The organism is Pseudoalteromonas sp. APM04 (assembly GCF_022809815.1).
Classification (GTDB): domain Bacteria; phylum Pseudomonadota; class Gammaproteobacteria; order Enterobacterales; family Alteromonadaceae; genus Pseudoalteromonas; species Pseudoalteromonas marina.
In genome coordinates, this window is sequence record NZ_CP094441.1 from 927580 (window position 1) to 939342 (window position 11763).

General features: G+C 41.1%; 10 protein-coding genes. 9 read left to right on the forward strand and 1 reads right to left on the reverse strand.

The genetic code is table 11. The features are described from left to right. Window positions 1-121: 121 nt before the first annotated feature. Window positions 122-715, reverse strand: coding sequence for a DNA-3-methyladenine glycosylase I (locus tag MTP24_RS04370; RefSeq protein WP_243532958.1), 594 nt, complete (start codon window positions 713-715; stop codon window positions 122-124). 130 nt (window positions 716-845) lie between these two features. Between MTP24_RS04370 and MTP24_RS04375 the strand changes: the two genes are divergently transcribed. From MTP24_RS04375 to MTP24_RS04415, 9 genes are all read left to right on the forward strand, one after another. Continuing rightward, entirely contained in the window at window positions 846-1958 is a 1113-nt protein-coding gene (locus MTP24_RS04375) for an ATP-binding protein (protein ID WP_138740375.1), read from the forward strand. Further along, entirely contained in the window at window positions 1955-3421 is a 1467-nt protein-coding gene (locus MTP24_RS04380) for a sigma-54 dependent transcriptional regulator (protein ID WP_243532960.1), read from the forward strand. The genes MTP24_RS04375 and MTP24_RS04380 overlap by 4 nt, the downstream gene beginning before the upstream one ends. Before the next feature lie 156 nt (window positions 3422-3577). Then, a complete protein-coding gene (gene fliE, locus MTP24_RS04385) occupies window positions 3578-3910 on the forward strand; it encodes a flagellar hook-basal body complex protein FliE (RefSeq protein ID WP_008132633.1) in 333 nt (110 codons plus the stop codon). Between the two features lie 20 nt (window positions 3911-3930). Beyond that, complete coding sequence (gene fliF / locus MTP24_RS04390; RefSeq protein WP_008132632.1) at window positions 3931-5646, forward strand: flagellar basal-body MS-ring/collar protein FliF; 1716 nt, start codon at window positions 3931-3933, stop codon at window positions 5644-5646. Then, entirely contained in the window at window positions 5639-6679 is a 1041-nt protein-coding gene (gene fliG, locus MTP24_RS04395) for a flagellar motor switch protein FliG (RefSeq protein ID WP_058403503.1), read from the forward strand. Before fliF ends, fliG begins: the two co-directional genes overlap by 8 nt. Window positions 6680-6682: 3 nt before the next feature. Continuing rightward, the gene (gene fliH, locus MTP24_RS04400; RefSeq protein WP_243532962.1) at window positions 6683-7489 is read left to right on the forward strand and encodes a flagellar assembly protein FliH; all 807 of its coding nucleotides are present in this window, start codon (window positions 6683-6685) and stop codon (window positions 7487-7489) included. Window positions 7490-7507: 18 nt separating this feature from the next. Beyond that, a complete protein-coding gene (gene fliI / locus MTP24_RS04405) occupies window positions 7508-8842 on the forward strand; it encodes a flagellar protein export ATPase FliI (protein WP_006792739.1) in 1335 nt (444 codons plus the stop codon). After that, a complete protein-coding gene (gene fliJ / locus MTP24_RS04410) occupies window positions 8842-9288 on the forward strand; it encodes a flagellar export protein FliJ (RefSeq protein WP_006792740.1) in 447 nt (148 codons plus the stop codon). The genes fliI and fliJ overlap by 1 nt, the downstream gene beginning before the upstream one ends. An 89-nt stretch (window positions 9289-9377) precedes the next feature. Continuing rightward, window positions 9378-11756: a flagellar hook-length control protein FliK gene (locus tag MTP24_RS04415; RefSeq protein ID WP_243532964.1), complete on the forward strand. Its 2379-nt coding sequence runs from the start codon at window positions 9378-9380 to the stop codon at window positions 11754-11756. Window positions 11757-11763: the final 7 nt, after the last annotated feature.

Below are 11763 nucleotides of genomic sequence, written 5' to 3' on the forward strand. Positions count from 1 at the left end.
GTGTAGCTTTTAATTACTTAAACACATATCTGAAAAATTAGGGTAAATGAGTGAATATAGCTAAATTTTACGTTACTTCTCAAAAGCGCAGCGCCTCTTAACCTCTTTGTGAGCAAATTACTTACCCATTAAACGCCTGTATAATTTCTTCTTTTCTAAAGCAGTCATTACTATGATCGTTAACCATACCGCAGGCCTGCATATGAGCGTATACCGTGGTAGGGCCTAAAAATTTAAAGCCGCGCTTTTTTAAATCCTTTGCGAAGGCTGTTGATTCTTTAGTGATTGCAGGCGTCTCTTCGGTATAATTTAAATTGCTCACGATCGGTTTGTTATCAACAAACTGCCATTGATACGCGCTAAAACTGCCAAATTCTTTTTGAATGTCTATAAATTGCTTGGCATTATTTATTGTGGCGTTAATTTTTAAACGGTTTCGTACTATATTTTCATCAAGCATTAAACGCTCAACATCGTCTTGGGTAAACAACGCGACTTTATTTACATCAAAATTAGCAAATGCATTTTTATACCCTTGTCGTTTTTTTAAAATGGTATACCAACTTAAGCCTGCCTGAGCCGACTCTAGCGTTATAAATTCAAACAGTGTTTGATCATCGTAAACAGGGACGCCCCATTCCAAATCGTGATATAAAACGTAATCGGGTTTGGTGGCGTCTAACCAAGCACATCGGCATTTTATTTGCTCACTCATACATATTCCTTTTTATGCGCGTCATTTTTATGTCGCGCTATTATTATTGTAAGTTAATGAAAATAATATAAATAATTTTGGTACACATTGTGCATTGAGCTCCATATCTATACAAATTCGAGATTTGATTATGGCCCTTGCGAGCGTGCTTAAACCACAGTTTATTTCTGCAAATCAGTATAACCCATGTTTACTTCAAGAGGAGTACATAGGTGAGTTAAGCGATCTGCGTCAGCAAGCAAGTTGGCTTTCACATTTAGTTGATACCATGCCCGCAGGTGTGGTTGTGCTTGATGGTAAAGGAATGATTGCAAAGGCCAACCAAATAGCCATTGATATGTTAGGCGAACCTTTAGAAGGTGAAAAGTGGTTTAGCGTTATTCAACGCTCTTTTAGACCGCATCAAGACGATGGTCACGAAGTATCGCTTAAAGATGGCCGTTTAATTAAGCTTGATATAACAGCGTTAGCGCCCGAGCCGGGCCAGCTAATTTTAATGACCGATTTGAGTGAAACACGCCGTTTACAAAAGCGAGTTGCTCATATGCAGCGCCTAAGTGCTTTGGGTAAAATGGTGGCGTCGCTTGCACATCAGGTTCGAACCCCACTTTCAGCGGCCATGCTTTATGCTGCTAATTTGGGCTCTAAGCGTTTACCCGAGGCATCTCGCGATAATTTTCAAAGCAAGTTAATGTCACGCTTAAAAGATTTAGAAACTCAAGTAAACGATATGCTACTTTTTGCCAAAAGTGGCGACCAACAAGTTGTTGAACAAGTGTCTATGCAGCAGTTACTCAGTGAGGTAAAAGCGGGTGCTGATGCTATGGTGACACTAAATGACAGTCATTTAGCTGTTAACCTCCCAGAGCCAGATATTCAAATAACAGGCAATAAATCAGCCATAGCCAGCGCAATTCAAAATTTAATCCATAACAGTATTCAAGTCATTGGTGCTGGCGCTGAAGTAAAATTAAGTGCTGCGACTGACGAGCAAAATCCAGATTTTGTTCGTATCAGCGTATCCGATAACGGTCCAGGTATTGATTTAACTCAAGCAGAAAAAATATTTGAACCCTTTTATACCACTAAAAGCCAAGGCACAGGGTTAGGGCTTGCTGTTGTGAGTTCGGTTGCAAACGCTCATCAGGGGCGTGTTGACGTGACTAATAATAAAGGCGGTGGAGCATGCTTTAGTTTGCTTTTACCTATTCGCACCGCATCTAAATTAGAGGAATCATTATGAGTAACACTATTTTAGTTGTCGAAGATGATGCAGGGCTTCGCGAAGCCTTAATTGACACACTCGAAATGTCGGGGATTGAATGTATTGCGGCTAATTGTGCAGAGCAAGCCATGTTATTGCTGAAAAAAGAGCAATTTTCGCTGGTGGTGAGTGATGTACAAATGGGCACTATGAGTGGGCTTGATTTACTACGCAGTATTAAGCTTAACCACCCTGAATTGCCTGTTTTAATGATGACGGCGTACGCTACCATTGACGATGCTGTTGAAGCGATGCGCTTGGGCGCTATTGATTACATGGCAAAGCCGTTTGCACCTGAAGTTTTACTCAATATGGTAAGTCGATACTTACCTGAAAAAGCAAAAGAGACCGACGGACCCATTGTTGCCGACCCAAGCAGTATTCAACTTTTAGAGTTAGCAAGTAAAGTTGCACGCTCTGATGCGAGCGTTATGGTGCTAGGCCCAAGTGGTTCAGGTAAGGAAGTGCTTGCACGGTATATTCATGATAAATCGAACCGATGCGATGCGCCGTTTGTTGCAATTAACTGTGCAGCAATTCCTGAAAACATGCTTGAAGCAACCTTATTTGGGTATGAAAAAGGCGCGTTTACAGGCGCAATTCAAGCGTGTCCTGGTAAGTTTGAGCAAGCGCAAGGCGGTACTATATTGCTCGACGAAATAACAGAAATGGATTTAGGGCTGCAAGCTAAACTACTTCGTGTGTTGCAAGAGCGCGAAGTAGAGCGCTTAGGTGGAAGAAAAACAATCCAGTTAGATGTACGTATACTTGCAACAAGTAACCGCGATTTGAAAGAAGCGGTTACCGAAAACCAATTTAGAGAAGATTTATATTACAGGCTTAATGTGTTTCCTTTGATGTGGCGACCACTTTGTCAGCGACCTGGAGATATCCTTGTATTGGCTAAGCATTTAATTGAGCGCCACTTAAACAAAAGTAAAGAGCCTATGGCTTATCTTGATAGTGCCGCAGAGAAAAAATTACTTGCTCATTCATGGCCTGGTAATGTGCGTGAGCTTGATAACGTAATACAACGTGCGTTAATACTTAGGACTGGGGATACTCTAAACGAGCATGCTATTTTCATTGAAAACATAGCGGCGACAGATTTTGTAATGGAGCCTGCATCTGTCAGCGCGCAAAATACTAGTCAGCAGCAAGTAAATGCTACTAATAGAGATATTGACCAAGGCACTATGAGTTCAGCGTATTATGACGAACAGTCATCTCCAGCCGAGCCAACAAAACAAGACTTATTGGCTGTTGATACGGGAAGTTATAAGGATGAGCTAAAAGATAAAGAGCATCGCATTATTTTAGAAACGTTAGCAAGATGCCAAGGTAAGCGAAAAGATGTCGCTGAAACGCTAGGTATAAGCCCTCGTACATTACGTTATAAATTAGCGCAGATGCGCGACTTAGGTATTTCACTCCCCGCATAACATCATTTTTGCCCTAAATTTAGCTATTGAATTTAGGGCTGTCAAAACTCTGACTTGTCAAATTCCTTCCAACTCATTGAAATTATTAATTTAATTTTTTGGCATGCTTTGTGCTTTATTCATGTTAAGAGTTAACTGCATTGTCAGAGACAAATTATGAAAATTCAAAACAGCGCTGTATTTCAAGAAATGCAATCAATGGCTTTAGAGGCTGGCCGTAATAATCAAATCGAAAGACTGCCAGTAAAAACACAAGCCTCATCAACCGCTCAATTTGGCGATATGCTATCGGATGCAATTAATACTGTGCACGGTTTGCAGCAAGACGCTAAACAAAAAGTAGTGGCGGTAGAAACAGGCGACAGAAGCGTGTCTTTGGCTGAAGCAATGATTGCTTCTCAAAAGTCGTCAGTTGCATTTGAAGCGACAGTGCAGGTTCGTAATAAACTTGTCGAAGCTTACAAAGAAATCATGAACATGCCTGTTTAACTAGGTAGTGGAGAATTATTGTGGCGCAATCTAATCAATCAACCGATCTGGCTCTTGCTACTGGTGAAATGGACCAAAGCGATAGCGACGATCAACAAGAACAGAAATCAGGCTACTTAAGTTCGCTAAATGGCGTTGATTTATTGCGCCAAGTAACTTTAGTCATTGCTTTAGGCATTTGTTTAGCGATTGCTATATTTATTATTATTTGGGCACGTCAGCCAGATATGCGCCCACTTGGTAAAATGCAGACAGAAGAGCTTATTGAAACGCTCGACTTTTTAGACGCACAAAAAATTGAATACCAAGTAGATGGAAATGTAGTGCTCGTCCCTGAAACTGAGTATCAAAATATTAAACTTTTAATGACTCGTGAAGGGCTAGAGCAAGGCCCTACATCGGGTTCAGATATTATTATGCAAGACATGGGGTTTGGTGTAAGTCAGCGTTTAGAGCGTGAACGCTTAAAGCATGGCCGAGAACAACAGTTAGCGCGCACAATTGAAGAGCTCAATAATATTACGCGTGCACGTGTATTGCTTGCCATTCCAAAAGAAAATGTATTTGCGCGCAGAGAGAAAAAGCCTTCAGCAACTGTTGTACTTACTCTTAAGCGTGGGCGTTCGCTAGATAGCGAAGAAGTCGACTCAGTGGTTGATATGGTTGCATCGGCTGTACAAGGTTTAGAGCCGGCTCGTGTAACAGTAACGGATCAAAATGGTCGCCTACTAAATTCAGGCTCGCAAACATCGCTTGCTGCACGTTCACGTAAAGAGTACGACATAGAGCGTAAGCGTGAACAAGAATATCTTGAAAAAATAGACAGTATTTTAATACCTGTTGTAGGGCTTGCAAACTACACTGCACAAGTTGATTTAAGTATGGACTTTAGTGCTGTTGAGGAGACGCAAAAACGCTACAACCCAGATTTACCAGCAGTAAGAAGCGAAACCACATTCGAAGAAAATAATATAGGTGGTTTAGCAGTCGGTATACCTGGTGCACTGACGAATCAGCCTCCAGTAAACTCTAATATCCCTGAAGTTGCAGGACAAGGTGGCGCAGGTAGTGCAACTTCACCATCAAGAACGCATAAAGAAGCGACGCGTAACTATGAGTTAGATACAACTATCTCACATAAGCGCCAGCAAACAGGTGTGATACGCAGAATAAGCGTGTCGGTGGCCGTTGACTACATTCCAAAAGTAGGTGAAAACGGTGAAACCACAATGACACCGCGCTCAGTGGAAGAACTGTCAAATATTCGTCGTTTATTACAAGGTGGCGTTGGTTTTGACATGCAGCGTGGTGATGCACTTGAAGTGGTGACGGTTCCGTTTGTTCGCGAAGCAACTGATTTTGATATTAGTGTGCCGCTTTGGGAACAAGACTGGTTTATGAAAATAATCCGCTTGGTACTGGGTGCCCTCGTTATTATTGTACTGATAATGGCGGTAGTTAAACCGATGCTTAAACGCTTAATTTATCCAGACGATACACTTGAAGAGTATGACGAAGATGCCTTAAGTGCAGGTGTAGATATTGGCGATAGCACGTTGGATATGCTAAACAAAGACTTTGATTCTGCTTCAATTGGTTTCTCAAGCGATGGTACACTGCAGTTACCAGATTTACATGGCGACGAAGACTTACTCAAAGCAATTCGTGCTCTTGTAGCCAATGAACCAGAACTATCATCACAAGTAGTGAAAGCGTGGTTAACAGAAGATGACTGATCAAGAACAAAAACAATTACCGCCAGCGTTTGATGTTGATAAGCTCGATGGCGTAGATAAAGCCGCAATATTACTGTTGAGCCTATCAGAAGAAGATGCAGCGCAAATCCTAAAACACTTAGAGCCTAAGCAGGTGCAAAAAGTGGGTATGGCAATGGCGGCGTTAGACGACCTGTCACAGGCTAAAATAAGTGCGGTTCACAACTTATTTATTGAGCAAATTCAAAGCTTCAGTACTATCGGATTTCAGTCAGAAGACTTTATTAAAAAGGCGCTTACCGCTGCATTGGGTGAAGATAAAGCGGCCAGCCTTATTGATCAAATTGTTATGGGGTCTGGGGCTAAAGGTCTTGATTCTCTCAAATGGATGGACTCTAAGCAGGTGGCGAATATTATTCGTAATGAACACCCCCAAATACAAACGATTGTATTATCTTACTTAGAGCCTGAGCAGTCTGCAGAAATTATTGCGCAGTTCCCAGAGAAAGTACGTCTTGATTTAACCATGCGAATCGCCAACCTTGAAGAAGTGCAACCAGCCGCACTGCAAGAACTTAACGAAATTATGGAAAAACAATTTGCCGGACAAGCAGGGGCACAAGCTGCGAAAATGGGTGGTTTAAAAGCCGCGGCAGACATTATGAACTACCTAGATACAAACGTAGAAGGGCAGCTAATGGATTCTATTCGTGAACATGACGAAGAGATGTCTCAGCAAATTCAGGATCTTATGTTTGTATTTGAAAACTTAATGGATGTGGATGACCGGGGTATTCAAGCCATTCTACGAGAAGTACAACAAGATGTATTAATGAAAGCAATCAAAGGTGCAGACGACGGTCTGAAAGACAAAATACTGGGTAATATGTCTAAGCGTGCTGCCGATATGCTGGCTGATGATTTAGAAGCAATGGCGCCTGTACGTATTAGCGAAGTTGAAGCTGCCCAAAAAGAAATTTTATCAACGGCACGTCGTTTATCTGATTCGGGTGAAATTCAGTTAGGCGGTGGTGGTGGTGAGGAGTTCTTGTAAGCCATGAGCAAACTCAAAGGGCGTCCACTTCGAGCTGAAGAAGCTGATGAATTATTAAAACATTGGGCGATTCCCGATGTAGCACCTAACGAAAAAAGCTTTGGTAACCGCTCAACAGCCTATGGCACCCCATTGGGCGAGCTTTATAAAAAAGAGCTTGCCGAAGAAATGCCGACCGAAGAGCCCGAAGAGCCCGAGCTGCCAAAGCTTACTATGGTTGAGCTTGAACGCATTAGACAAGATGCTTATGAAGAAGGCCTTAAACAAGGTCATGAACAAGGCTACATTGACGGCTTTGAAAAAGGCGTTAGTGAGGGAAAAGAAGCTGGTTATAAAGAGGGGCTAGAGCTCGGTAAAACTCAAGGCCAAGAAGATATAAAACCGATTATTGAAGAGCAACTAATTAGCCTTAAAGGTATTTTAGAAGCACTTAATTCACCGCTAAAAAAAGTGGATGAACAAGCCGAGTTGCAACTTATTCAATTAGCTAGCATGTTGGCTGAAGCAGTTATATACCAAGAAGTACAAACATCGCCAGATGTTATTTTACATACATTAAAACACAGTATTGATTCGTTAAATGCGCAACAAGAAAAAGTAAAAGTGCATCTAAACCCAACCGATTTAGACATTATAAAAGATAGCTATGGCGAGCAAACTATAGCAGACAATAACTGGCAATTAGTTCCCGAACCCACGCTTGAAAGAGGTGGATGTGAGGTGAAAACCGCGCAATCTTCTCTCGATATGACTTTAAAAACACGCGTCAAAGAAACGTTGGATAGTTTTTTGCATAATAGTAATATCTAAATATTTTTTAGGCGTACTATGTCTGTGCAAATTGCTTCTTTGAGCGAACGCTTGTCGCAATATCAACAAAACATTAAGCCCTACACACCTGCAGTAGCGGGTATATTAACGCGTGTTGTTGGCCTTACCTTAGAGGCAAAAGGTCTGAGGGCACCTGTTGGTAGTCAATGTAAAATCGAAACCATGAACGGTTTTGTTGACGCAGAAATTGTTGGTTTTAACGACCAAACCTTATATTTAATGCCTAATGATCATATTTCTGGCGTACTGCCAGGTGCCCGAGTAATACCCCAAGTAAATAATTTGGGGTTACCTGTAGGAATGAGCCTACTAGGGCGTGTAGTTGATGGCTTAGGGCGTCCACTCGACGGACTTGGTAAAATAAACGCTGAACATTATTTAAAGTTTGCTCAAAATACGATTAACCCTTTAGCCAGACGTCCGATCAGCCAGCCAATGGACGTTGGGGTGCGTGCTATTAATTCAGTGATCACCGTAGGGCAAGGTCAGCGTATGGGCTTATTTGCAGGCTCTGGTGTAGGTAAGTCTGTACTGCTAGGAATGATGACTAGGGGCAGCGAAGCCGATGTCATTGTAGTTGGTTTGGTTGGTGAACGTGGTCGTGAGGTCAAAGAGTTTATTGAAGAAATTCTTGGAGAAGAAGGGCGTAAACGTTCTGTTGTTGTTGCAGCACCCGCCGATTCATCGCCATTAATGCGTTTAAAAGGTTGTGAAAGTGCAGTGACCATTGCCGAATATTTTAGAGACCAAGGTTTAAATGTGTTACTGCTACTCGATTCAGTAACTCGCTACGCAATGGCTCAGCGTGAAATTGCTTTAGCAGTTGGAGAACCACCGGCAACAAAAGGATACCCACCATCGGTTTTTGCAAAACTACCAGCCTTAGTTGAACGAGCTGGTAATGGGGGGGAAGGGCAAGGTGCTATAACAGCCTTTTTCACCGTGTTAAGTGAAGGCGATGATATGCAAGACCCAATTGCAGACGCTGCACGCGCCATACTAGACGGCCATATTGTACTTTCTCGTGAGTTAGCCGACAGCGGCCATTATCCAGCAATAGATATCGAAAAATCTATTTCACGTGTTATGCCCCAAGTGGTTTCAGAGCCTCATATGCAACAAGCGCGAGTACTTAAACAAGTGTATTCAATGTACCAACAAAATAAAGACATGATCACATTAGGCGCCTATCAAAAGGGCACTGATCCCATGCTCGACCAAGCAATAAATATGATGCCAAGAGTAAACGGGTTTTTACAGCAAGGTATGCGTGATGTGATAAGTTATGACGATGGGCTGCAAGGGCTAGCCCAATTATTAGGTCAAGGGTAATGGCTAAAAACAAATTTGACTTGCTGCTAAAACTTGAAAGCGACAAAGAAGAAAGTTTACGTATGAGTTATTTGCAAGCTAATCAAAACCTGCAAGCAAACCAGCAAAAACTTCAGGGTTTAAATGACTTTAGGCTTGAATACTCTCAACAGTTACATTTAAAAGGTCAATCAGGTTTATCAAGCGCTGGTTTTGGGCAGTATCATGCGTTTATAGCAAAAATTGAAGAGGCTATTCGGCAACAAGCAAGTACTGTAAATACGGCAAAGCAAGTTGTTTCACAGCGAAAAACGTTGTGGCTAAAACAGCAAATAAAGGCTAAAGCAGTGGCTAAATTGATTGAAAATCAAAAAATAAAAGCAGCAGCTGTGGTAGCTAAAAACGAGCAAAAAATGCTGGATGAGTTCACATCCAATCAATTTTTTCAGCGTCGCAAACTTTCTTAAGTTAGGCACGTTTATTGCTTTGTTAATGGGTGGTATTTAATTTTGGGCAATGTGCGGTGACATGTTGCCGTAACCGTATTAGGTGACTTATGGCGATGAATGATATTTCTGTTTCAATTTCGGCTGATAAAGAGTCTTTTTTAGCATTTAAAGACAGTAGCTTAGCCGATTCTTCTGATGAATCAGGAACTGAGTTTTTTACTCAGTTGCAAGACGCCCACACTACATTTGAGCCAACAAAAAAAGAGATTAATAAGCCTGAAGCAGATACTTTATCTGCCGCCTCAGCAGATTCCTCATCAGTTACTAATAAAAAATTAAAAAGTGATTCTGATGATGAAGACATAGCCCAAATAAATTTGTCTGGAAGCGATATTCTGGAGCAGATCAATTCATCTCAACTAATGAACACTGAGGTTACAAAGCCAAGTGAAAAAGCAAAAGATATAAACCTTGCAGATACATCAACAAATAAAACACCGCTTGTTATTGCTGATTTAAAAGAGAAACTGCCGGTTAAAGGCTATGTTGCTGTGCCAGCAAAAGATTTACCTGTTAAAGATGAAGTAGGTAAAATAATAAGACCACATGCAACACTTACTGATAACAACGCAAGCGGTGTGGCAAGTATAGTAAATGATGTAGATATTAATGACTCGTCAAATTCACAAAGACAAAATAAAACGTCTCTTGCTCAGGCTGTTGAAGCAGAACTAAATATAAAATCGGATAAAGTTAAACACCCTGCAGAAGTGCAAAGTATAACTCAGGGCTTTGATACAAAAGATAATGAAGCAGATACTAAAAAAGGCATTTTTACGGATAAAATAACAGCTTCACAAAGTTCAGTACTCTCTGACGTGAGTGTCAATTCTGATCAGACTATTTTAAAAACGGATGTTGATAAAATAGATACTACTCAAAGCACATTAGAGAATAGCGGTAAAGTTAACGTCAACACTTTAGCTCAAAATACCACAGCTAAAAATACAGTTGCGGAACTAACAGAAAATACGCTCACAGCAACGTTACCCAACTCAAACATAACTGAAACTGAGAAAGCAGACGCGATAAATACACTCATTGCTAAAGATGAAAATGCATTAATGTTACCCAACTCAAACATAACTGAAACTGAAAAAGCAGACGCGATAAATGCACTCATTGCTAAAGATGTAAATGCATTTAAAACAGATAAAGTATTAGCAAGCCTAACGCCTGAGCAGCTAACAAAATTACAGACTGAAATTAAACCAGTAATGCTTGACGCATCAAGCAAAGCTGAAAAATTGACGGTTTTAAAGCAAATGCTTACCCAATTTATAACGGATAATAAACAGACACAAAGCACTGACGTTAAGTCGTCAGCCAGTGAGCAGTTTAATACGCTTTCAGGGACCGAAAAGCAGGCATTACTGACTCAATTAAATGCCTTTATTAAAGCCGAGCAACCAAAAGGTGAACAGTTAGCGACTATTAAGCAAGCGATTGGTGAGCTAAAAGTGTTGGTTGCGAAAGATGCGAATCAATCATCAGACACTAAATTTACGATATCGCAAAAAGCTGTAAATGACTCACAAAAATTGCCGCAAACAAATGAATCTCAAATAGACAAAGTGGTTACCTTACCGGTAAAAGGTGAAGAGATAACAAAACCAGTTACTTTTGTAGCTTCGCAAACACCAAATACGGTAAACAGACCACAAAAAGTGAGTGTGAAATCAGGCTCTGAAAATAGCGCTGATCCAACTAAATTAGCAGCACAGCCTACTAGTGATGAAGAGCTTACAAAAGCGCTTGAGCAATTGCAAAAAGAGGGGCTAAAAAATACCACGGCTGAGCAGTCACCCGCTAAAGTTATGCAGGTGTTTCACCATATAACTAATGCTTTAAATACAACCCAAACCAGTGCCCAAAGCTATTATGATTCGGTTGATTATGAAATGGGCTTGTTGGATCAACAAGCTATTCAAAATCAGCAGTTACAAAGTACAGCACAGACAAAGCAGGTAAGTATTGATCCTGGTGTGATGCAGGCGATTAATATAGTTAAAAGTGACGCGGCCAAGTTACTACAAGAGCGCGTTAGTTCAATGCTAAGCATTAATAACAAAGAGGCTGAAATTCGTCTTGATCCACCTGAGATGGGCAGCATGCAAATACGAGTTCGTAGCGATGCAGAACAAGCACAAATTAACTTTGTGGTACAAAACCAGCAGGCCAAAGAAGCACTCGAACAATCTATGCCTCGCTTACGCGAAATGTTAGCGCAACAGGGATTGGAACTTGGTGAAAGCACTATTTCATATGGCCAATCAGGTGGTGAAAATGCTGAGCAAAATGAATCGGGGGCGGGTGAGCAATTAGCCAAAAATGGAGCTGCAAATAGTGAAAGTGATGAGCCATCAAATAGCCCAGAACAAACTTCTGAGCAACAAACATCATCATCAATAGATTACTATGCCTAACTACTGC

Excerpts from the sequence above, each read along its gene's own strand:
- fliJ (WP_006792740.1), top strand. The coding sequence starts at position 8,842 with ATGGCTAAAAACAAATTTGACTTGCTGCTAAAACTTGAAAGCGACAAA.
- MTP24_RS04370 (WP_243532958.1), bottom strand. The coding sequence starts at position 715 with ATGAGTGAGCAAATAAAATGCCGATGTGCTTGGTTAGACGCCACCAAA.
- fliI (WP_006792739.1), top strand. The coding sequence starts at position 7,508 with ATGTCTGTGCAAATTGCTTCTTTGAGCGAACGCTTGTCGCAATATCAA.
- fliG (WP_058403503.1), top strand. The coding sequence starts at position 5,639 with ATGACTGATCAAGAACAAAAACAATTACCGCCAGCGTTTGATGTTGAT.
- MTP24_RS04375 (WP_138740375.1), top strand. The coding sequence starts at position 846 with ATGGCCCTTGCGAGCGTGCTTAAACCACAGTTTATTTCTGCAAATCAG.
- MTP24_RS04415 (WP_243532964.1), top strand. The coding sequence starts at position 9,378 with ATGGCGATGAATGATATTTCTGTTTCAATTTCGGCTGATAAAGAGTCT.
- fliE (WP_008132633.1), top strand. The coding sequence starts at position 3,578 with ATGAAAATTCAAAACAGCGCTGTATTTCAAGAAATGCAATCAATGGCT.
- fliH (WP_243532962.1), top strand. The coding sequence starts at position 6,683 with ATGAGCAAACTCAAAGGGCGTCCACTTCGAGCTGAAGAAGCTGATGAA.
- MTP24_RS04380 (WP_243532960.1), top strand. The coding sequence starts at position 1,955 with ATGAGTAACACTATTTTAGTTGTCGAAGATGATGCAGGGCTTCGCGAA.